This window comes from Pseudomonas sp. WP18 (assembly GCF_036689585.1).
GTDB lineage: Bacteria > Pseudomonadota > Gammaproteobacteria > Pseudomonadales > Pseudomonadaceae > Aquipseudomonas > Aquipseudomonas chlororaphis_E.
Window position 1 is genome coordinate 5,163,858 of record NZ_CP144758.1, and the last position, 21,869, is coordinate 5,185,726.

The following is a 21,869-nucleotide window of genomic DNA, read 5'->3' on the forward strand; positions in this document are numbered from 1 at the left end:
TTATTTCTTCCGCTTAATCAGCTCACCACGGGCCGCTTTCTGGGTTTCCGTGAGGATGCCGCGCAATATATTCATCTCCGCCCGGCTGACCGAGCTTCGTCCGTACAACCGACGCAGGCGCGCCATCAAGTGCCTTGGCTTGTCCGGGTCGAGGAACTCGATGTCCACCAGGGTCTGCTCCAGGTGTTCAAAGTATCGTTCCAGCTCATCCATCGTCGCCAGTGTCTCACTGCGCGGCGAGCCGACCTCGGTTTTTTCGACCTTGCTTGGCTGCCCTTCGGCGGCCAGCCAGGCCATGCGCACTTCATAACTCAACACCTGCACCGCCGCCGCGAGGTTCAGGGAACTGAACGTCGGGTCGGAAGGGATATGCACGTGAAAGTGACATCGCTGCAGCTCTTCATTGGTCAGGCCGGAGTCTTCACGGCCGAACACCAGGGCGATCTCGCTGCCCTGCTCCGCTTCCTCGATGACCTTGGTCCCGCACTCGCGGGGGTCGAGCAACGGCCAGGGGATGCGCCGGTCGCGGGCACTGGTGCCGAGCACCAGGTTGCACCCGACCAAGGCGTCTTCCAGGGTGGCGACCACTTGCGCACCGGCAAGGATGTCATCGGCGCCGGACGCCCGGGCGTCGGCTTCGTGATGGGGGAACAGCCGCGGCTCGACCAGCACCAGGCGTGACAGGCCCATGTTCTTCATGGCCCGCGCAGCCCCGCCGATGTTACCCGGATGGCTGGTATTGACCAGGACGACACGAATGTTCTGCAACAAGGGAGGCGCTCTCGAACACGATAAAGGGAGCAAATCTTACATAAGCACCTACCGTTAAGCTATGAAAGCGAACACCAACCTTCTCCTCGGAAAACTTTCTGATAGAATGCGCGGCTTTCTTTAACAACCTTAGGTGACACATCCATGCAGCCCATGCTGAATATCGCGCTGCGCGCCGCCCGCAGCGCCAGTGAACTGATCTTCCGCTCCATCGAGCGCCTGGATACCATCAAGGTCGACGAAAAAGACGCCAAGGACTACGTGTCCGAGGTGGATCGCGCCGCCGAACAGAAGATCGTCGACGCCCTGCGCAAGGCTTACCCGAACCACTCGATCCTGGGTGAAGAGACCGGCATGCACGCCGGCACCGGCATCGAAGGCGAAGAGTACCTGTGGATCATCGACCCACTGGACGGCACCACCAACTTCCTGCGCGGCATTCCTCACTTTGCTGTCAGCATCGCCTGCAAATACCGTGGCCGCCTGGAACACGCTGTCGTGCTGGACCCGGTTCGCCAGGAAGAATTCACCGCCAGCCGTGGCCGTGGCGCCCAGTTGAACGGTCGTCGCCTGCGCGTCAGTGGTCGCACCAGCCTGGACGGCGCCCTGCTGGGCACTGGCTTCCCGTTCCGCGATGACCAAATGGACAACCTGGACAACTACCTGGGCATGTTCCGCGCCCTGGTCGGCCAGACCGCCGGCATCCGCCGCGCTGGCGCCGCCAGCCTGGATCTGGCCTATGTAGCCGCCGGCCGTTTCGATGCATTCTGGGAGTCGGGCCTGTCCGAGTGGGACATGGCCGCAGGCGCCCTGCTGATCCAGGAAGCTGGTGGCTTGGTGAGCGACTTCACCGGCGGCCACGACTTCCTCGAAAAAGGCCACATCGTGGCGGGCAACACCAAATGCTTCAAGGCGGTGCTGACGGCTATCCAGCCACACCTGCCGGCTTCGCTGAAACGCTAAGCGACGCAGCCACAGAAAAGCACCCTTCGGGGTGCTTTTTTTGTGCCTCGGTTTTATGGATGAGGCAAATCCTGTGGGAGCGGGCTTGCCCGCGAAGACAATGTCTCATTGGACATGGATGCAAGCTGTTCCACCGCCTTCGCGGGCAAGCCAGCTCCCACACGGGATTGGGGTGGGTCAGGAATACGGGCATAAAAAAAGCACCCCGAAGGGTGCTTTTTCAATTCTTCCGAATTACTGGGCCGGTTCGTTCTGGCCTAGGATCAGTTGGCCTTCCTTGCTCACCGGGATCTGGTTGCCCGGGTCGCGATCCATACGGACTTTGCCTTCCTTGCCGTCGAGCATGTAGCGCACGTCGTAGCCGACGACCTTGTCACTGATGTCGTTGACGGTATTGCAGCGGGTTTGCGTCGTGGTGTACGTGTCACGCTCCTGCATGCCTTCCTGAATCTTGTTACCGGCATAGCCGCCGCCGGCCGCGCCGGCCACGGTGGCGATTTTCTTGCCGGTGCCGCCGCCCACCTGGTTGCCCAGCAGGCCACCGGCCAGGGCGCCGATCACGGTGCCGGCGATCTGGTGCTGGTCCTGGACCGGCTTCTGCCGGGTTACGGTGACGTCCTTGCACACTTCACGCGGGGTCTTGATCTGGGTCTTGACCGGTTCCACGGCCAATACTTGCGCATACTCAGGGCCACTTTTTACCAAGCTGTAGGTCGCGACCGCACCACCGGCAGTCACACCGACAGCACCCAATACCGCACCAACCAGCATCGATTTGTTCACTTGAACCTCCTGACCATCACAAGCGGAATAATCCGCGCTTCTCCCAGCCTTGGAGCATAAAAAAAGGCGCGAGTTCAACTCGCGCCTTTTCGGTCGTGACGGACGGGGACAAGCCTTATGGGCGGTCGTCCACTTCCGTTTCGGTGGCCGCTGGAGGAATGAGGTCCTCGGTGCTCAGGTTCAGCCAGATCAGCACCACGTTGGCGATGTAGATCGACGAGTAGGTACCCGCCAGTACACCGACGAACAGCGCGATGGAGAAACCAAACAGGTTATCGCCACCAAAGAACAGCAGCGCGGCGATCGCCAGCAGCGTGGAGATCGACGTCGCCATGGTCCGCAGCAGGGTCTGGGTGGTCGAGATGTTGATGTTCTCGATCAAGGAGGCCTTGCGCAGCACGCGGAAGTTCTCACGCACCCGGTCGAACACCACGATGGTGTCGTTGAGCGAGTAACCGATGATCGCCAGCACCGCCGCCAGCACCGTCAGGTCGAAGGTGATCTGGAAGAACGACAGGATGCCCACGGTCACGATCACGTCGTGGATCAGCGAGACGATGGCGCCCACCGCGAACTTCCACTGAAAGCGGAAGGCCAGGTAGATCAGGATGCCACCCAGCGCCATCAGCATGCCGAGGCCGCCCTGGTCGCGCAGCTCTTCACCCACCTGCGGGCCGACGAACTCGACGCGCTTGACCTGCGCCGGGTTGTCGCCACCGGCCTTCTGCAAGGCTTCGGCAACCTGGTGACCCAGTTGCGGGTCTTCGCCCGGCATGCGCACCAGCAGGTCGGTGGTCGCACCGAAGCTCTGCACGATGGCTTCGCCGTAGCCCGAGGTCGCCAGTTGCTCACGCACCTTGGTGACGTCGGCCGGACGCTCGTAGGTCAGCTCGATGAGCGTACCGCCAGTGAAGTCCAGGCCGTAGTTCAGGCCCTTGGTGGCCCAGCTGAACAACGCCAGTACGGTAAGAAACAATGTGACGCCGAACGCAACGTTGCGAACGCCCATGAAGTTGATTGTACGTAACATGGCAGCCCCTTAAATCCACAACTTCTTGAAGTCACGACCGCCAAAGATCAGGTTGACCATTGCGCGGGTCACCATGATGGCCGTGAACATCGAGGTAAAGATCCCGAGGGACATGGTCACTGCGAAGCCCTTGACCGGGCCAGTGCCCATGGCGAAGAGAATCCCGCCGACCAGCAACGTGGTCAGGTTGGCGTCGAGAATCGCGGTGAATGCCCGGCGGAAGCCTTCGTTGATTGCCCGCTGGATCGACATGCCCGCGGCGATCTCTTCACGTATCCGCGAGAAGATCAGCACGTTGGCGTCCACCGCCATGCCCATGGTCAATACGATACCGGCGATGCCCGGCAGGGTCAGCGTAGCCCCCAGCAGCGACATCAGGGCCAACAGCATCACCATGTTCACCGCCAGCGCGACCGTGGCAATGATGCCGAAGAAGCGGTAGATGGCGATGATGAACAGCGACACGAACAGCATGCCCCACAGCGAGGCGTCGATACCCTTGGTGATGTTGTCGGCACCCAGGCTCGGGCCGATGGTGCGCTCTTCAGCGAAGTACATCGGCGCGGCCAGGCCACCGGCACGCAGCAGCAGGGCCAGTTCCGAGGCCTCACCCTGGCCGTTCAGGCCGGTGATGCGGAATTGGCTGCCCAGCGGCGACTGGATGGTCGCCAGGCTGATGATCTTCTTCTCTTCCTTGAAGGCCTGCACGGCGACGTCTTTCTCGACGCCGTTTACCACTTGCTTGGTGTAGGTGGTGATCGGCTTCTGCTCGATGAAGATCACCGCCATGCTACGGCCGACGTTGCTGCGCGTGGCGCGGCTCATCAGTTCGCCACCGTGGCCGTCGAGGTGGATGTTCACCTGCGGACGACCGTGCTCGTCGAAGCTCGCCTTGGCGTCGGTCACCTGGTCACCGGTGATGATCAGGCCACGCTCAATCTGCGCCGGTGGACGGTTGCCCTCGCGGAACTCGAAGCTCTCGGAAGTGGCCTTGGACGCGCCCGGCTCGGCACCGAGGCGGAATTCCAGGTTGGCGGTCTTGCCGAGGATACGCTTGGCTTCGGCGGTGTCCTGCACACCCGGCAGCTCGACCACGATGCGGTTGGCGCCCTGGCGCTGCACGATCGGCTCGGCCACACCCAGCTCGTTGACCCGGTTACGCACGGTGGTCAAGTTCTGCTTGATGGAGTATTCGCGGATTTCCGCCAGCTTGGCCGGGGTCATCGCCAGACGCAGCACCGCCTGACCATTGAGGTCGGCCGGTACGATGTCGAAATCGTTGAAGGTCTTGCGGATCAGTGCACGGGCCTGCTCGCGGGTATCTTCATCACTGAAGCCCAGCTGAATGGCACCGTTGAACGCTGGCAGGCTGCGATAGCGCACGCGCTCCTTACGCAACAGGCTCTTGACGTCGCCTTCGTAGACTTTCATCCGCGCGTCGAGGGCTTTTTCCATGTCCACTTCCAGCAGGAAGTGCACACCGCCGGACAAGTCCAGACCCAGCTTCATGGGGTGCGCGCCGAGTTTGCGCAGCCATTGCGGGGTGGTCTGGGCCAGGTTCAGGGCTACGACGTAATCATCGCCGAGCGCCTTGCGCACCACGTCCTTGGCCGGCAATTGATCTTCGGCCTTGACCAGGCGCAACAGGCCGCCCTTGCCACCGTTGGCAACCGACGAAGCCTTGACCTCGATACCGGAAGCCTTGAGCGCTTCGCTCGCACGATCCAGATCCGCCTGGGTGACCTGCAGGGCCGTGCTTGCGCCACTGACCTGAATGGCCGGGTCATCCGGGTAGAGATTGGGAGCGGAATAAATCAGACCGATCGCCAGCACCGCCAGGATCAGTACATATTTCCACAGAGGGTATTTGTTCAGCATCACGCCGCCCGCTTATGACGCGGGGCGCCTTGCGCGCCCCGTCGATTGAAGAGAAGTTTGAAACCTTAGATCGCTTTCAGCGTGCCTTTTGGCAGCGTGGCCGCGATAGCGCCCTTCTGGAACTTCATTTCAACAGTGTCGGACACTTCCAGTACCACGAAATCATCCGCCACTTTGGTGATCTTGCCAGCGATACCGCCGGTGGTGACCACTTCGTCGCCCTTCTGCAAGCTGCCGAGCAGGTTCTTCTGCTCTTTGGCGCGCTTGGCCTGTGGACGCCAGATCATCAGGTAGAAGATAACCAGGAAGCCGACCAGGAAAATCCACTCGAAACCGCCACCCATAGGCGCGGCTGCGGGAGCAGCGGCATCAGCCATGGCGTTAGAGATAAAAAAGCTCATTTAGCACTCCAGTTGCAAGTATTGAATCTTAGGATCGGAAAACTCAGTCCAAGGGCGGAACAGGCAACCCGCGCTTGGCATAGAAGGCCTCGACAAAGGCGGCCAATGTACCCTGTTGAATAGCCTCGCGCAAACCAGCCATAAGCACCTGGTAATGGCGCAAATTGTGGATCGTATTCAGCATGCTACCGAGCATTTCGCCGCACTTGTCCAAATGATGCAGATAAGCGCGGGAGAAGTTCTGGCACGTGTAGCAGTCGCAGGTCGGATCCAGCGGCGAATCATCATGGCGATGAAACGCGTTACGGATCTTCAGCACACCCGTGTCGACGAACAGATGCCCATTGCGGGCATTACGGGTTGGCATCACGCAATCGAACATGTCCACCCCGCGGCGCACACCCTCAACCAGATCTTCCGGTTTGCCAACGCCCATAAGGTAACGAGGTTTGTCAGCGGGCATCTGGCCCGGCAGGTAATCGAGCACCTTGATCATTTCGTGCTTGGGTTCGCCCACCGACAGCCCGCCGATGGCCAGGCCGTCGAAGCCGATCTTGTCGAGGCCTTCGAGCGAACGCATGCGCAGGTCCTGGTGCATGCCGCCCTGGACGATGCCGAACAGCGCCGCCGTGTTGTCGCCATGGGCGTTCTTGGAGCGCTGGGCCCAGCGCAACGACAGCTCCATGGACACCCGCGCAACGTCTTCATCGGCCGGGTACGGCGTGCATTCGTCGAAGATCATCACGATGTCCGAGCCCAGGTCGCGCTGCACCTGCATGGATTCTTCCGGGCCCATGAACACCTTGGAACCGTCCACCGGCGAGGCGAAGGTCACGCCCTCCTCCTTGATCTTGCGCATGGCGCCCAGGCTGAACACCTGGAAGCCGCCGGAGTCGGTCAGGATCGGGCCTTTCCACTGCATGAAATCGTGCAGATCGCCGTGGGCCTTGATCACTTCCATGCCCGGGCGCAGCCACAGGTGGAAGGTGTTACCGAGGATGATTTCAGCGCCAATCGCCTCGATGTCGCGCGGCAGCATGCCCTTGACCGTGCCATAGGTGCCCACGGGCATGAACGCCGGGGTTTCCACCGTGCCACGAGGGAAGGTCAGACGACCGCGACGTGCCTTGCCATCGGTGGCCAGCAACTCGAAGGACATGCGACAGGTGCGACTCATACGGTTTCCTCGGGCCCGCGGGGCGCGGGGTTACGGGTGATGAACATCGCATCACCGTAGCTGAAAAAGCGGTAACCCTGCTCGACGGCGGCCTTGTAGGCGGCCATGGCTTCGGGATAACCGGCGAACGCCGAAACCAGCATCAACAGCGTGGATTCGGGCAAATGAAAATTGGTGACCAAGGCATCGACCACATGGAACGGCCGGCCCGGGTAGATGAAGATGTCGGTGTCGCCACTGAACGGCTTGAGCACGCCATCGCGGGCGGCGCTTTCCAGGGAACGCACACTGGTGGTGCCCACCGCTACCACCCGGCCACCGCGGGCGCGACAGGCCGCCACGGCGTCGACCACATCCTGGCTCACTTCGAGCCATTCGCTGTGCATGTGGTGGTCTTCGATGCGCTCCACCCGCACCGGCTGGAATGTGCCGGCGCCGACGTGCAGTGTCACGAACGTGGTCTCGACGCCCTTGGCGGCAATCGCCTCCAGCAACGGCTGGTCGAAATGCAGCCCCGCCGTCGGCGCCGCCACCGCCCCCAGGCGCTCGGCGTACACGGTCTGGTAGCGCTCGCGGTCCGAACCTTCGTCGGGGCGATCTATATAAGGAGGCAACGGCATGTGCCCGACGCGGTCGAGCAGCGGCAGCACTTCTTCGGCGAACGCCAGCTCGAACAACGCGTCATGCCGCGCCACCATCACCGCCTCGCCGCCACCGTCGATCAGGATCGACGAACCCGGTTTGGGCGACTTGCTGGAGCGCACATGGGCCAGCACCCGGTGACTGTCGAGCACCCGCTCCACCAGAATCTCCAGCTTGCCGCCGGAGGCTTTCTGGCCAAACAACCGTGCCGGAATCACCCGGGTATTGTTGAACACCATCAAGTCGCCTGGGCGTAAATGCTCAAGCAAATCAGTGAATTGACGGTGAGCCATGGCTCCGCTGACCCCATCCAGGGTCAACAGTCGACTGGCGCGACGCTCGGCCAGAGGGTGGCGAGCGATCAGCGAATCCGGGAGTTCGAAGGTAAAGTCAGCAACACGCATGATGGGGTTCGTCTAGCAGGGCCGGAAAGTCTAGCGGAAATATCGAAAATTGACCATGAAACGTGATTGACCAACGGTAGGCACCTCTCTATACTTCGCCGCCATTGAGCCCTGATGGCGGAATTGGTAGACGCGGCGGATTCAAAATCCGTTTTCGAAAGGAGTGGGAGTTCGAGTCTCCCTCGGGGCACCATCTTAAAGAAAGACCTTGAAATTCAAGGTCTTTTTTTTCGTCTGCAGGAAAGTGCTTAGGTCATGGCTAATCACTCCTTTGTGGCGAGGGGATTCATCCCCGCTGGGCCGCAAAGCGGCCCCAAATCCCAAACCTCTGGCAAGGAAGAATCTGTGGCTACTAGGAACCTGTGGCCAGTAGGAACCCGTGGCGAGGGAGATTGCTCCCGCTTGAGCGCAAAGCGCTCACAAAAATGTCACACCCCCCATTGATGCTCCGCCGTGCGACACCCAGTTAACCCACCGCTGACAAAGGACTCCACCCCATGGAATTGCTGCTGGAAACGGTCGCTCTTTACTCGCTGAAGCTGGCTTATGAGACGGAGGGGCATAGTCCGATTTTGCGGGATGATCCGTTGATGGGCGGGTGTGATCGGGAGGTTTTTGGGTTGTTGGTGCGGCGGGATGATGTGGCTGGGATCCAGGAGAAGATCCAGCAGAGCCTGGCGTTGGCACTGGAGGCCGTTGGAGGTGCCGATACGGTGCTCGGCACCGAACTGCAGCGGCTGACTGCAGAACTCCACGCAGCACAAACAGCCGAACAGCTTAGGGCACCGCTCAGTGCGCTTAAGGGCTATCTGAAAGATATTCTATAAACCCCCCACGTTCAGCGTGAGGATGCATCCAGCGACGCTTCGTCCCCTCCTGCATCCCCTGCGCATCGGCACTTTTCAGGCTTCCATCCCAGTAGCCAAAAGTGCCCTCTGCTCCTGTAAGTGCTTGCGGAACCGGATGGCATAGTCCTCTGCAACGGCCGCCTGAATGCTGGGACGGCCGGCCAGCGCGCGACGCCAGTCAGCCATCCGATGCAATCCATCGAACAACTGATGTTCGGGCTCGAAACCCAATATGTCGAAGTAACGAAAGACGGGAGCCATGGCGATATCGACCAGGCTGAACCTCTCGCCGGCGAAATAAGGTCCGCCGGATATTTCACCGTTGAATCGTTCCAGCTTGGCTCTCAACGCGGCAGATTTGCCAAGGGCTGTCTGCTGGTCGGTGGCGTTCAAAAATCCCCATGCGTCCGCCAATGCAGCAGAGGCGAACTCGACCCATGCACGGTGTTGTGCGCGGACCCACGCACTCGATGGATGCAACGCGGGTTCCGGGTAGATCTCCTCCAGGTATTCACAGATGGCGACGCTCTCGAATAGAACGGATTCGCCTTCATTACTGACAGGAACCTTGAGCAGTGGAACCTTACCGGCTGGGGATATCGCCAAGAACCAGTCCGGCCTGTCGCGAAGGTCTATATCAATCCGTTCAAAGGCAAGGCCTTTTTCCAGTAACACGATGGCCACTCGCTGAACGAATGGGCACAAAGGATGGCTGACAAGTGTGAATGGTGACATTGGAATAGGCCCATCGAAAAAATAGAAGCCCGCCGCCCGAAAGAGGACGGGCCGTATGAAAGCCACGCCGATGAGAAAGCCTGAGTTGCATTCAGCTTTCAATAAAAGGCAGGAGGCGTTGGCAACTAGAGCGAACGACCACCGTCGACGATGAGTTCCGAGCCAACCGTCCACCGCGACTCGTCCGACGCCAGGTACAACACGGCCTTGGCCACTTCCTCGGGCGTACCGAACCGGCCAAATGGAATGGTCGCGGCGATATCCTGGTTGACCTGTTCACGGTAGGCATCGGGGATACCGAGTTTGTCGTAAAGCGGCGTATCGATCGGGCCGGGGCTGACCGCATTGACACGAATACCACGCGGGAGAAGTTCGCTAGAAAGCGTCTTCGACATGTTCAGGAATGCAGCCTTGGTCGCGCCATAAACCGATGAACGCGCGTCACCGAGGTGCGCACTCACCGAGGTATTGAGTACCACCGACGCAGGGTTCGCGAAGACCGGTAGCAATGCCTGGATCAGGAAGTAAGGCCCCTTGACGTTAATGTCGAAAGAGCGATCGAACATTTCTTCCGTCCACTCTTCAATCGGCAGCCAAACGGATACGCCTGCATTGAGAAAGGCAACATCGAGTTGGCCATAGTGAGCCTGAACGGCCTGCGCCAGTTCCTTCTGCGCATCGATGCTGGCTGAGTCAGCACGCAGTACCAATACTTCGCTTCCCAGTTCCGCCTGGGCCTTTGCGATGGACTCCGGATTGACGCCGGTAACAATCACGCGGGCACCTTCGGCGAGGAACTGCTTGGCCGTTTCCAGGCCAATGCCGCTGGTGCCGCCGGTGATGAGAGTACGCTTGCCTTGCAATCGGGACATATCAGTTTCCTTTACGGTTTTTCACGGTCAGCCGATGGACTGACCTGCCTGAGGGAAACTATGTATTCATACCTGCGCATTGATAAGATGACCCATTCGAATACATTTCATGCCTAAATTGCATGAATGAGAGGCCTGAATGGATCGACTGCTGCTGATGACCTGCTTTGTTCGCGCTGTCGAGACAGGAAGCTTCTCGGCTGCGGGGCGTGACCTGGGGCTGGGGCAACCCAACGTCAGCCGCTATGTGGCGGCGCTGGAAGATCATCTGCAAACCAGGCTGCTTCACCGATCCACACGCAAGCTTGCCCTCACCCCCGAGGGAGAACGCTACTACGCAGATGTCCGGCGCATTCTCGACGCTGTGGAAGAATCGGAATCGTCCCTCAGGGAAAACATCACCCCGTCCGGCTTGTTGCGAGTCGCCTGCCCGACCGCGCTAGCCCACGCATTCGTGGTGCCCCATGTAGCCCGCTTCCTGGCTCGCTATCCCGAGTTGACGCTCGACCTGCAGATCAGTGATCGGTACGTGAATCTGGTCGACGAAGGGGCTGAACTGGCGATTCGCATCGGACATCTGGAAGACAGCGCAATGCGCGCCCGACCACTGGGCTGGTTCGAGCGCGTGTGCGTCGCCAGCAACGAGTACCTGGCCAAACACGGAAGCCCCACGACCCCCAATGACCTGAGAACGCACGAGTGCCTGATCTATACCTTGCTGTCGACAGGCACCACATGGCGCTTCCGGGATATCGATGTCCCCGTCTCCGGCAGGCTCAGGGTCAGTTCACCTGAGGCCATACGCGAGTGCGTAAACGCGGGCCTGGGGATCGCACAGGGGCCTGAATGGCTTTACGAGCAAGGGCTGAAAAATGGCAATCTGCGGGTGTTGCTGAAGGAGCACGCAGCGCCGGCTGTTCCTGTTCAGATCATCTACGTTGCCGACCGGCTTCTTCCCAAGAGGGCTGTTGTTTTTATGGACTTTATTGCTGAGGTGTTTGCGAAGAGTTCTGCGTTTAGGGAACGGCCTGGGGGGGGGTAGTTGCACTGGGCGGGCTTGGTAACAAAGGAGACGGACCAGCTCAACCATAGCCATAGAAAATAAATCCGTCCCCTTTTTTTTAGCCCCCCTACACGGGTTATCAGACTCGCAGCTTTCCTCTAGCCTCTAGCTGAGAAATCTGCTAGGACGTCCGTCTTTGTTGCTGGGTACAGTGACCTAACCGCTAGGAACTAGACCCGTCAAAACCATTGCTCGAAGCTCAATGACGTCTCAAACCGGTCCGGACGCATGTTTTAACCGAATTCATCGACTGGATGCTCAGATCTTGCTCGTGTGCCACTCGAGCACTGCTGTATATTTGTGCGAAGGATCGTGATTCCATCAAGACTGCTGAGTGACGTTCAAATGCTTTCTCATCTTGAAGGCTACGCAAAATGGAATTTTGCGAATAAAAACCTTGTAGACATCACAGCTTTAAATATTCATCTACCCAAAACCATACACAGAAACACACCAGATTCATGATGAGGAACAAATGGAAGGCTTTGCGGAATACAATACAAAACTCGAGCAAGTCTTCCACCTATGGAGAAAAGACTCTAATTCGAAGTACTCCAATCACAGCAATGTCACAGCAGCAAAAGTAAGAGAACTAATAGACATAGCGACTCTACGCGAGTCCGGCGTATTCTTTACCAGCGAAAACTTGGCGGAGAAAGCGATTAATGCTTTCAATACACCTATAGACGATAGCGCTTTAGTCGTAGATCCAACATGTGGATCGGGAAGTCTTCTTGTTGCCGCCTCAAGAAAGCTCGCTATAATGCCATTAGCTAGTGAGACTTTAAAAAAGTGGGGAAAACAGCTCTGTGGAATTGACCTATTCCCGGAGTTTGTTTACTGCACCAAGCTAAGACTAATACTAGAAACCCTAGTGAGAGGTGCGGAGGCAGATAAGAGCCTTCCAGAACTTCTAAATCTACTAACCAACATTCATGTTGGCAACTGCCTAGATCAATTACCCTTAATAACTAAGGCCACCCACCTAGCACTTAACCCGCCCTACAACAACTCAAAGACGCCAGCAAGCTATAGCTGGGCCAATGGAAAAATTAATAACGCAGCGATCTATTATTATGAGTTGTCACTCATCTTAAAAGACGGCTGCTCAGTTTCGGCTATTCTTCCCGATGTTCTTAGAAGCGGAAGTAGGTTCGAAGCATGGCGTAGAACCGTCGAGCCCGCACTGGCCATGTCTAACGTCGCAGTCGAAGGTAGATTCGACAAACAAACTGATATTGACATATTCATCCTCAACGGCTTAGTTGACCGACAAAGCTTCAACACCGTAGAGTGGCAGACGGTGGAAACTTTAGGTACGGAGGGCGCCCACAAAATTCGAGATTTTTTTGAAGTTGCGGTCGGAGCGGTAGTTCCCTACCGGGATCCTCATGAAGGGAAGCTGTACTCATACATTCATCCAAAAACACTTCCTCGCTGGGGAGAAATAAGCAAGATCCCGGAAAGCCGTAGGTTTTTAGGAAGGGTTTTCCAGCCACCCTTCGTTGCTATCCGAAGAACATCGGGGCCTAGAGATAGGCATAGAGCCGTACCGACACTGGTGCTAGGAAAGAGATTAGTCGCAGTCGAGAATCACCTTATCGTACTAACTCCACGGAACGGAAGTTTAGAAAAATGCCGCGAACTTTCAGATTTACTCAAAGAGAACCACGTCAATGAGTTTCTGAACAATAGAATTCGATGCCGCCACCTCACCGTATCGGCAATATCCGAAATACCATGGAGGTTTGAATGAAAGAATTGCTAGATGAGCTGCCTTTTGAGATTGCTGCTCGCTTACCCATTCAGCTCGGACGGCAAAGCATATCAAGCTCTATGGTTGCTATTTCCGAGCTTATTAAAAACTCTTACGACGCCGACTCGAAAAATGTGCAACTCAAATTCACCCTCTCAGAAGAAGGCCTTCCAACCCTCATAATTGAAGACGATGGGGAAGGCATGTCTCATGATGATGTTAAAGAAAATTGGTTAATTATAGGCACAAGCCATAAGACGCATCAGGACATCTCGGAAAAAGAAAGAATATACACCGGCGCAAAAGGTCTTGGTCGGCTTGGCGCGGATAGACTTTGCAGGACTTTAATCCTGCAGACAAAGCGCGAAAGCGAACAAATTGCACTGGAGCTTCAAATACAATGGGAGGCATACGAAAATGCAGAAAAGCCCCTATCCCAAATCAAGCACAAACTATATAAACACTCCACCCAAATTCAAGATGAATACGGAAAGTTCCCGACCAACAAGAAGAACTCTGGTACGCGGATTATTCTGAAGGGATTAAAAGACGATTGGAATCTTAGTCTTTTAACCGACCTAAAAAAAGAGCTTTCACTTCTAATATCGCCTTTTGATGAAGCTAATGACTTTTCAATTTCGATTAAATCGGACTACCCGGAAGTAAACGGAAACGTCTCTAGTTCATCCGCTGTTGAATACGCACGTTGGGTTGTCGATGCGGAGCTTGATGGCGAAATCATTAATGCTAAATTTAAATACTCCGACGGTCGTGAATTTACAATCGATGCAGAAGAATGGAAAAACTGGATTAAAGATCGCCCTCCGCTGCCTAGCTCTGGTCCGTTAAAGCTCAAAATGTACTTTATTCCGTGGGATGCCCCTGGCTTAAAGAACGTAGACTTCAGCAAGCGTAACTGGCGGGAGTTCATGAATGCAAACCAGGGTATACGTATTTATCGAGATCGATTCAGGGTGCGTCCTTATGGTGAACCCACAGGCAAGGGAGATTGGCTAGACCTTGGCATTCGCCGCGCACGTAGCCCTGGAGGGGTAAAACAAGGTGGCTGGAAAGTCGGGCCACATCAAGTTATTGGCGCAGTATTTATAGGTAGACAAACCAACCCTCTCTTAGAAGATCAAACAAATCGTGAGGGCATCGTTGAGTCAGAAGCATATTACGACATGCGCGCTTTCTGTGTAAAAATCATCGATCGCTTTGAACTTTACGCTCACCAAATTGCGCGAGAGGAAGATGACGACTCTGATACAGAAGAAAAGAAGCTCCTAGCCAAAAGAGCTATATCCGACACTACAAAAGTAGTCGAAGAACTGAAGGAGTCAATTTCGAAAAACATTCAACATCACGCGGACTCTGGCGAGCATAAAAATATCAGCGTTGATAAACCTGAAATTTTGATGAATAGAATCGCCGAGGTTGAATCTAGGTTGGCAGAGGCGGCAGCCCGAGCAAGCGAGTTGGAAACCCACCTAGAGAAAAAGGCCGAAGAACTAGAGCATGAGAAAGACACGTTAGCTAACCTAGCATCATTAGGTATACTAACTGTCTGCTTCGGTCATGAAGCAAAAGAATTCACAAATCTATCACTAGTTAATGCAAAAAATTTAAGAGATAGTTTCGAAAACGGCATATTTATGCTCACACCTCCTTATGACGAGGAGTTCGCAAACTGCTTAAAAACAATAATTTCAAGCACAGGCTTTGTAAGAAACTTTGCTTCATTTGCCTTGGGAAATATCAAACCAGACAAAAGAAGGCGTAAAGCAGTTCATATTGGCGACGTAGCCTCAGGCGTATTTAAAGCTTTAAGTGCATCCTTGGAAAGACAGAATATCGAAACAAGCGTCACATGCGAAACCAAAAGAAAAATCGTTGCTTTTGAAATAGATCTGGAAAGTATTTTTGTAAACCTAATATCCAACTCTATATGGGCGCTCAAAAAAACCGCAGTAGGCGAACGGTTTATATCAGTTCATATTCATGAAACGAATGATTACATGACTATTAGCTTTGCCGATAGTGGCTTTGGGTTAGAGTCAGGAACAGAAAATCAAATCTTCCAACCTATGTATAGTACCCGACTCGACAGGAAAGGATCGGTAGAGGGCACAGGCATGGGGCTTTCCATTGTTAAAAGCTTCGTGGATAATCATACAGGTGGAAATATTTCCTCGATAGCGAAGGGTAGACTTGGCGGAGCGGAGTTTACAATCAATATACCATTAAATACAAATATCAAGGCTTAACCTCATGGAAAAGAATGTTGTGCTTTATATTGATGAGGAACAAAGTGCTCTAGACTCTTACGGCCGAGAGTTAAGAAAAAACCTGCCGCCAGAGCTAGAGATCATTTGCTCTCTACCTCAACCCACGCTCCCTGAGATGCTGAAATTTATCTGCAGCATGCGCCCCAGAATCGCGTCCATTGTAGTTGACGAGCACCTTGAGGTGGCAGGAACTGCTGACTACATAGGAAGCCAATTAGCAGATGCATATAGACAGCTTGACAGCAAAATCCCTATTTACATCCTCAGCAACCATCCAGACGAGATTGATGACAATTTAGAAAGTGTTGAGTACATATTAAGCAAAGACGACTTCGCGGATGGAGGGGTCGCCTTGGACAGCGCTATTAAAAGGATGGTTCGCCACATCAACGCTTACGAACAAATCGTAGATGAGCGAGAACAGCGCTTTGTTAATTTATTGAAAAAATATGTATTATCTGAGATCTCCACAGAAGAAGCATTGGAGCTAAGTGAGCTAAAATTTTGGAGAGAAGCTCCCGCAGCCATTGAAGAGTCAACCATGACCATGGAGCTTAAAAGAAAACTAGATGAACAGGAGGACACATTAAACGATATAGAAAAATTACTTTCTGGTGAAAAATAAGATGTTCTATCCTACCCTCACTCGTCGCACCAACTACTCGAAAAAACCTGACAATACATATTACGCAGACTACCACCATTACTTCACAGAAATAAAAGAAGACTGCCAAGAGCGCTGCGTCTATTGTGACGCGCTTCTTTCAGAGCACGGAAATGAAGGCTTTCACATCGACCACTTCAGACCGTTTGTACATTTTTCAAGCTTGAAGAGCGATCCTAACAACTTAGTTTTAGCCTGTTCCAAATGCAACATATGGAAATCTAAAAACTGGCCCACCAATATGTACTTTCATGTACATGCGTCCCACGACGGCACTGTTGGCTTCATTGATCCTTTCTTAGAACCGTTATCAGGCTATTTTGAAGTTGAACAATCGGGAAGACTCTTAACGAAAGGAACCGTAGCAACATACATGCTTGAACTTCTTCATCTCAATAGAGAATCAAGAATACAACTGAGAAGAAAGCGAACCATTCTACACAAGGCGATGCAGCTCAACGAGATAGTGGACCAAAAGCTAAAAATAATCGTTGAATACATGCAGAGCGAGGACTTCGACAGGAACATCGCACGCGAAATGGTCAACTCGCTACGTGAGGCGAAAAATTTGTTAACCGATGCCCTAAATATGCTTCATAAAAAAACTTCGTAATATCGACCTAAATATCGATAATTTATTCATGGGGCTACTTGCTGCGTTACTCGTCTTGCAGGAAGGTATATTTTTTAACCTTACTGTCAACTGCTACCGGTGATTATGAATGGAATCGACATCCCAGAAACGAGCATTTCGTACACCTGAAAGTATTCAAGCAGAGACGTCCACTCGTGAAATGCTCAAACCTTTCCTGGAAAGCAGAGGATTCACAGACATCAGCGATGTTCGTATAGGGCACTCACAGCTACTTTCCGCCAGAAGCCCTGAGGGCCGATCGTTTAGGGCACGAGTGCGACTGTGCTGGCGGTGGGAGGATCGTAAAGAAAAATATTCTGCAGCGCAGCTACGTGCTCGCTTGAGCCATGGAGATTGGGATAAAACCATTGCTCAAATCGTAGATCGCGAAGGTCCGCGAGGGATTACACATGCTCTCTTGGTGCAGCGCTTTGGCAGCGATATTATTTTTGCTGCATTGATTCCAGTTTCCGCCATTGCTGGAATTATTAATGAACAAAAAAAAATAAGCTCTGAGCTGATAGCAACGGGCAGATTAGGACGCCTTAAGAAGAATCATGCCGTCAATGGGGGCAGCCCTACAATGTGGCTGATGGATGACAGGTTTGAGGAAGCGCACAAAGTGGCAGATGCCCTGTGGAAGTGGGATGGAGTACAAGATCTCTCCAAGCGGCCACTTTTAAAAAATCTCATTGAACGCGTTGACGATACGGTCAACGATCTGCCGGGAATCGATTTATCGCTCCTCGGCCGCGATGAAGCGTCTCGTTTTCAAGCAACGGTGTCTAGGGTAGCTAGAGATCCGAATGTGCGGAAAGCTGTGATCAGGCGGTGCCAAGGTCGATGCGAACGTCCTGGATGCGGAGCGAGCCGTCCTTACACTGGTTTTCTTGATGTACACCATATTTTTGGAGTTGAGGTTAGTGATCGCGTTTCTAACTGTGTCGCGCTCTGTCCAAATTGTCATCGAGATGCACACTTCCCGATTGACCGGGAGACTTTGAATCAGTCTTTCTCGTTGATAGCTCAGAATCGAGTTCGAGACATATGATGCGGCATTGGATGCCCAGCGGGGTTAGAGCTGTATCCCACTTGTATCCCTTAGCCAGAAATAGCTCTGAAGACCTCGAATTATATAGCCTAGCCGAGTCTCCCTCGGCTCATAAAAAGGCCTTGCTGGGCAAGACCTTTTTTAATCCGGGCGGCACGTAGCACTGCTGCCCTACCGCACCTCAACAATATCCAAAGCCCGATTCGCCAACAGCTCACTCACCTCGATCACCTGCAAAATCCCCAAAGCAACCCGCCGTCTCGAACCATCCAGATCAAACGCCAAATCACTGATCATGGCATTCGCCGAAGCCAGATTCTCACTCAGATTCGCAAGCAAACACTCAGAATCAACCCCCGGATCAATCCGAAAAATAGAGTCGGTCTTGTCAGACGTTTCGCCCTTAGGCTTGGGTTTCAGGTAGTAATCCAACGCGCGGGTGGCCGCGTCGTCGAGTTTTTTGTTGCGGGCAGACTGTGCCCGGGATGTGGGTTCGTTTGAATCTGTAACTGGAGGATTCGGTGTAACTTTGACCATGGTCTTAACTCTCTGGTTGAGGCCACGACCCGTTCGCTGCTAAACGAATTGGGAGGCAGCTGTACGCAGGTTAGCAGACCGACGAGTTAAGAAATCGGCGCGCCCGAGGGCGCCCTGCGCACAGCCACCATCAAGTGCAGGGATGGGGATTCCTGTCTGATGACGCGTTGTGCGACTTAACTCGGCGAGCTGCTAAACCCGATCACTGACAATCAGTGACAGGCCCCAAACTACCGACGCAATCCCAGTCGCACAAGCCGGCGGATTCTGGCGTAGTTGTAGGCAAAGGCGCAAGGCGCTGTGGCTTGGCGAGCTTTCGTCGCTGGTGTCTGTCGGTCTTTACTGACAGGACGCCACTCGACTGGTCCTAGCAGGTGCCCGATGCCGTTCGGCGCTTATAGGAGGGGGCTGCTGCGCAGCCCAGCGGGAGCAAGCTCCCTCGCCACGTTGTTTACCCATGGCATTGCAATCGGAGCCGCTAGGCGCCCTCGCCCTTCTCCGACGACTCATCGCTGTGCACCACCACCAGCAACTGTGCCTGGACGTCGCCCACCGAACGCAACCGATGGGGCTTCTGTGCATTGAAATGCAGGGCATCCCCACGGTTCAGCAGCACGCGCTCGTTCATGAAATCCACTTCCACCTGGCCTTCGTGCACGAACAGGAATTCTTCCCCTGTGTGCTCCTTGAAGGCGTGATGCGCGGTGAACTCGGCCGCCGGGTAGAGGATGAAGGGCAGCAGGCTGCGCTCGGACACCTGGTGGGCCAAGACCGCGTATTCGGAGCTGCCGCTGCTCGCCGCGAGGGATTGGCGGTCTTCGCTGCGCACCAGGCTGTAGCTGTCGAGGGAGACGTTTTCTTCGGAGAACAGCTCCTCGACTTTCACGCTCAGCGCCTTGGCGAGCTTGAGCGCGGTGGCGATGGAGGGCGTGCTCAAGCCTCGCTCCACCTTGGACAGGTAGCTCTTGGTCATCCCGGTTTTTTCGGCCAGGACGTCCAGTGTCATGCCGAGTTTTTTCCTGAGCAATTTCAAGCGAATGGACATAGGTAACCAACATTTCCAGAGAAACGGACAATCTGCGATTGCAAATGACACTTTGTGTCATATAGTCTATTTAGTGTCATTAGCACCTTCCCTTCACAGCTTCCATGACGCGGATCAAGAACGCTCAAAGAACGAATCAGGAGAACGGATATGAGCAAGACACTGGCAACGCCCAAGGACCAGTTGGTCCAGCATGCTGTTAACCAGATGCAGAAATCACTGCCGGATAATACGTGGACTGTACGACAAAAGCTGGCCCTGACCTGCCGCATCCTGTTCGAGAACGGCCACGACTCAGGGCTGGCCGGGCAGATTACCGCGCGCGGGCCGCAGCCGGGCACCTACTACACCCAACAACTGGGCTTGGGCTTCGACGAAATCACCGCCGGCAACCTGCTGCTGATCAATGAAGACCTGGAGGTGCTGGAAGGCCACGGCATGCCCAACCCGGCCAACCGCTTCCATACCTGGGTCTACCGTGCTCGGCCGGACGTGAACTGCATCATCCACACCCACCCGACCCACATCGCCGCGCTGTCGATGCTGGAAGTGCCGCTGCAGATTTCCCACATGGACCTCTGCCCGCTGTACGAAGACTGTGCGTTCCTGGAAGGCTGGCCGGGCGTGCCGGTGGGCAATGAGGAAGGCGAATTGATCGCCGGTGCCCTGGGTGACAAGCGCGCCATCCTGCTTTCCCACCACGGCCAGTTGTCCACCGGTGCCACCGTAGAGGAAGCCTGCAACATCGCCCAGTTGATCGAGCGCGCCGCGAAGTTGCAATTGCTGGCCATGGCCGCCGGCGAAGTGAAACCGATCCTGCCGCACCTGGGCCGCGAAGCCCACGACTGGATCGCCCGACCGAAGCGCCACGCGGCCGCCTTCGACTACTACGTCCGGCAGAACCTGCGCCAACACGCCGATTGCCTGAACTGACCCTATTAGGAGCCTCGCCATGTCTACCCCCAATATCCACGGCATCATCGGTTACACCATCACGCCCTTCTCCGCCGACGGCCAGGGCTTGGACCTGGACGCGCTGGGCCAGTCCATCGATCGCCTGATCGACAGCGGCGTCCACGCCATCGCGCCCTTGGGCAGCACGGGCGAAGGCGCCTACCTGAGCGACGCCGAGTGGGACCAGGTCGCCGAGTTCAGCATCGCCCGCGTCGCCGGCCGGGTGCCGACGGTGGTCAGCGTGTCGGACCTGACCACCGCCAAGGCGGTGCGCCGCGCGCGTTTTGCCCAGGCGAAGGGCGCCGATGTGGTGATGGTGTTGCCGGCTTCGTACTGGAAACTGAGTGAGGCGGAAATCCTCGCCCATTACAAAACCATCGGCGCCAGCATCGACCTGCCCATCATGCTTTATAACAACCCGGCCACCAGCGGCATCGACATGTCGGTGGAACTGATTCTGCGGATTTTCAACGCGGTGGAGAACGTCACCCTGGTCAAGGAGAGCACTGGCGACATCCAGCGCATGCACAAGCTGCAAGTGCTGGGCGAAGGCCAGGTGCCGTTCTATAACGGTTGCAATCCGCTGGCGCTGGAAGCCTTTGCCGCCGGCGCCAAGGGCTGGTGCACGGCCGCGCCGAACCTGATCCCGCAGCTCAACCTCGACCTGTACGCTGCCGTGCTGGCCAATGACCTGAACAACGCGCGGGCGTTGTTCTATCGTCAGTTGCCGCTGCTGGATTTCATCCTCAAGGGCGGTTTGCCGGCGACGATCAAGGCCGGTTTGCGCACCTTGGGCCTGGAGGTGGGCGATCCGCGCTTGCCGGTGTTCCCGCTCGATGAAGTGCGCGACGGCCAACTGCGGGCCATGCTGGAACAACTGCGCTGATCGACCCACTGGCCTTGCGATCGACAGGGGGTGTTCAAGCACACCCCCTGTTCGGTCGCTGTCGAGGTAATGAGATGAACACCTATCAACCACTGAACTGCGACCTGCATGATTACCTGGAGATCGCCTGCCTCTACGGCTACACGCTGGACATCGAACTGACTGACGGCCAACGCCTGAACGCCCGGGCGATCACCACGCGGACTGCCCCCACGCGGGAGGAGTTTCTCGATGTGGAAACTGCGGACGGTCGCCTGGAGATTCGTCTTGATCAGTTGCTGGCGATTACGCCGCTGGATCACAGTGCCCGGTTTGGGCGGGTTGTGCTGGCGCTGCGAAATCTGCCGGGGTAGGTGTGATGGCGTTTAGGCTGGGAGTTTTTGGGGCCGCTGCGCAGCCCAACGGGGATAAATCCCCTCGCCACGGGCTGTGTTTTCCTCACCTGATCTCAAACGCCCTCAGCTAAATCATCTGCTGCCACCCACAC

22 protein-coding genes and 1 tRNA gene are annotated in these 21,869 nt (G+C 55.6%); 12 read left to right on the top strand and 11 right to left on the bottom strand.

Going from position 1 to position 21,869, the window contains the following annotated elements:
* The gene (gene trmJ, locus V5F23_RS22940) at positions 1 to 771 is read right to left on the bottom strand and encodes a tRNA (cytosine(32)/uridine(32)-2'-O)-methyltransferase TrmJ (protein WP_042728002.1); all 771 of its coding nucleotides are present in this window, start codon (positions 769 to 771) and stop codon (positions 1 to 3) included.
* A 144-nt stretch (positions 772 to 915) separates the two neighbouring features.
* Here trmJ and suhB point away from each other — a divergent pair, with 144 nt between their 5' ends.
* Positions 916 to 1,734: an inositol-phosphate phosphatase gene (gene suhB / locus V5F23_RS22945; RefSeq protein WP_003185165.1), complete on the top strand. Its 819-nt coding sequence runs from the start codon at positions 916 to 918 to the stop codon at positions 1,732 to 1,734.
* A 234-nt stretch (positions 1,735 to 1,968) separates the two neighbouring features.
* Here the strand turns inward: suhB and V5F23_RS22950 are convergent, their stop codons facing one another.
* From V5F23_RS22950 to queA, 6 genes are all read right to left on the bottom strand, one after another.
* On the bottom strand, positions 1,969 to 2,517 hold the full coding sequence (locus V5F23_RS22950) for a glycine zipper 2TM domain-containing protein (protein ID WP_042728003.1): 549 nt from the start codon (positions 2,515 to 2,517) through the stop codon (positions 1,969 to 1,971).
* A gap of 115 nt (positions 2,518 to 2,632) precedes the next feature.
* Complete coding sequence (gene secF / locus V5F23_RS22955; RefSeq protein WP_042728004.1) at positions 2,633 to 3,547, bottom strand: protein translocase subunit SecF; 915 nt, start codon at positions 3,545 to 3,547, stop codon at positions 2,633 to 2,635.
* A 9-nt stretch (positions 3,548 to 3,556) separates the two neighbouring features.
* The gene (gene secD / locus V5F23_RS22960; protein ID WP_338496637.1) at positions 3,557 to 5,425 is read right to left on the bottom strand and encodes a protein translocase subunit SecD; all 1,869 of its coding nucleotides are present in this window, start codon (positions 5,423 to 5,425) and stop codon (positions 3,557 to 3,559) included.
* A gap of 65 nt (positions 5,426 to 5,490) precedes the next feature.
* Positions 5,491 to 5,826 carry a preprotein translocase subunit YajC gene (gene yajC, locus V5F23_RS22965; RefSeq protein ID WP_024777037.1) on the bottom strand — a complete coding sequence of 112 codons (336 nt, stop codon included), beginning with the start codon at positions 5,824 to 5,826 and terminating at the stop codon, positions 5,491 to 5,493.
* Between the two features lie 43 nt (positions 5,827 to 5,869).
* Positions 5,870 to 6,985 carry a tRNA guanosine(34) transglycosylase Tgt gene (gene tgt, locus V5F23_RS22970; RefSeq protein ID WP_161796089.1) on the bottom strand — a complete coding sequence of 372 codons (1,116 nt, stop codon included), beginning with the start codon at positions 6,983 to 6,985 and terminating at the stop codon, positions 5,870 to 5,872.
* Positions 6,986 to 6,999: 14 nt separating this feature from the next.
* Entirely contained in the window at positions 7,000 to 8,049 is a 1,050-nt protein-coding gene (gene queA, locus V5F23_RS22975) for a tRNA preQ1(34) S-adenosylmethionine ribosyltransferase-isomerase QueA (protein ID WP_159284984.1), read from the bottom strand.
* A 108-nt stretch (positions 8,050 to 8,157) separates the two neighbouring features.
* On the opposite strand from queA, the gene V5F23_RS22980 reads away from it, so the two are divergent.
* Positions 8,158 to 8,242, top strand: a tRNA-Leu gene (locus V5F23_RS22980).
* A 304-nt stretch (positions 8,243 to 8,546) separates the two neighbouring features.
* Positions 8,547 to 8,876 (top strand): hypothetical protein, encoded by a 330-nt coding sequence (locus tag V5F23_RS22985; RefSeq protein ID WP_042728008.1) that lies wholly within the window; start codon positions 8,547 to 8,549, stop codon positions 8,874 to 8,876.
* Between the two features lie 75 nt (positions 8,877 to 8,951).
* Here V5F23_RS22985 and V5F23_RS22990 read toward each other — a convergent pair whose 3' ends face one another.
* Complete coding sequence (locus V5F23_RS22990; RefSeq protein WP_237614120.1) at positions 8,952 to 9,572, bottom strand: glutathione S-transferase family protein; 621 nt, start codon at positions 9,570 to 9,572, stop codon at positions 8,952 to 8,954.
* Positions 9,573 to 9,757: 185 nt separating this feature from the next.
* Positions 9,758 to 10,504, bottom strand: coding sequence for an SDR family oxidoreductase (locus tag V5F23_RS22995; protein WP_053147777.1), 747 nt, complete (start codon positions 10,502 to 10,504; stop codon positions 9,758 to 9,760).
* A 139-nt stretch (positions 10,505 to 10,643) separates the two neighbouring features.
* On the opposite strand from V5F23_RS22995, the gene V5F23_RS23000 reads away from it, so the two are divergent.
* From V5F23_RS23000 to V5F23_RS23025, 6 genes are all read left to right on the top strand, one after another.
* On the top strand, positions 10,644 to 11,546 hold the full coding sequence (locus tag V5F23_RS23000) for a LysR family transcriptional regulator (protein ID WP_338496647.1): 903 nt from the start codon (positions 10,644 to 10,646) through the stop codon (positions 11,544 to 11,546).
* Positions 11,547 to 12,042: 496 nt separating this feature from the next.
* Entirely contained in the window at positions 12,043 to 13,323 is a 1,281-nt protein-coding gene (locus tag V5F23_RS23005; protein ID WP_338496650.1) for an N-6 DNA methylase, read from the top strand.
* Positions 13,320 to 15,590: a sensor histidine kinase gene (locus V5F23_RS23010; RefSeq protein ID WP_338496652.1), complete on the top strand. Its 2,271-nt coding sequence runs from the start codon at positions 13,320 to 13,322 to the stop codon at positions 15,588 to 15,590. Before V5F23_RS23005 ends, V5F23_RS23010 begins: the two co-directional genes overlap by 4 nt.
* A gap of 4 nt (positions 15,591 to 15,594) precedes the next feature.
* On the top strand, positions 15,595 to 16,236 hold the full coding sequence (locus V5F23_RS23015) for a hypothetical protein (RefSeq protein ID WP_338496655.1): 642 nt from the start codon (positions 15,595 to 15,597) through the stop codon (positions 16,234 to 16,236).
* A 1-nt stretch (position 16,237) separates the two neighbouring features.
* On the top strand, positions 16,238 to 16,888 hold the full coding sequence (locus tag V5F23_RS23020) for an HNH endonuclease (protein ID WP_338496658.1): 651 nt from the start codon (positions 16,238 to 16,240) through the stop codon (positions 16,886 to 16,888).
* Between the two features lie 109 nt (positions 16,889 to 16,997).
* Positions 16,998 to 17,960, top strand: a complete 963-nt coding sequence (locus tag V5F23_RS23025; protein ID WP_338496660.1) for an HNH endonuclease — start codon at positions 16,998 to 17,000, stop codon at positions 17,958 to 17,960.
* 171 nt (positions 17,961 to 18,131) lie between these two features.
* Here V5F23_RS23025 and V5F23_RS23030 read toward each other — a convergent pair whose 3' ends face one another.
* Both V5F23_RS23030 and V5F23_RS23035 read right to left on the bottom strand, forming a co-directional pair.
* Positions 18,132 to 18,497 (bottom strand): DUF6124 family protein, encoded by a 366-nt coding sequence (locus V5F23_RS23030; protein ID WP_212803006.1) that lies wholly within the window; start codon positions 18,495 to 18,497, stop codon positions 18,132 to 18,134.
* 478 nt (positions 18,498 to 18,975) lie between these two features.
* Positions 18,976 to 19,542, bottom strand: coding sequence for an XRE family transcriptional regulator (locus tag V5F23_RS23035; protein ID WP_063322864.1), 567 nt, complete (start codon positions 19,540 to 19,542; stop codon positions 18,976 to 18,978).
* Between the two features lie 150 nt (positions 19,543 to 19,692).
* Here V5F23_RS23035 and V5F23_RS23040 point away from each other — a divergent pair, with 150 nt between their 5' ends.
* The 3 genes from V5F23_RS23040 (at position 19,693) to V5F23_RS23050 (ending at position 21,735) form a co-directional block, all read left to right on the top strand.
* Positions 19,693 to 20,475, top strand: coding sequence for an aldolase (locus tag V5F23_RS23040; RefSeq protein WP_212803007.1), 783 nt, complete (start codon positions 19,693 to 19,695; stop codon positions 20,473 to 20,475).
* Positions 20,476 to 20,494: 19 nt separating this feature from the next.
* Complete coding sequence (locus tag V5F23_RS23045) at positions 20,495 to 21,382, top strand: dihydrodipicolinate synthase family protein (protein WP_047736839.1); 888 nt, start codon at positions 20,495 to 20,497, stop codon at positions 21,380 to 21,382.
* A gap of 74 nt (positions 21,383 to 21,456) precedes the next feature.
* A complete protein-coding gene (locus tag V5F23_RS23050) occupies positions 21,457 to 21,735 on the top strand; it encodes a Rho-binding antiterminator (RefSeq protein ID WP_047736848.1) in 279 nt (92 codons plus the stop codon).
* The last annotated feature ends 134 nt before the right edge of the window (positions 21,736 to 21,869 follow it).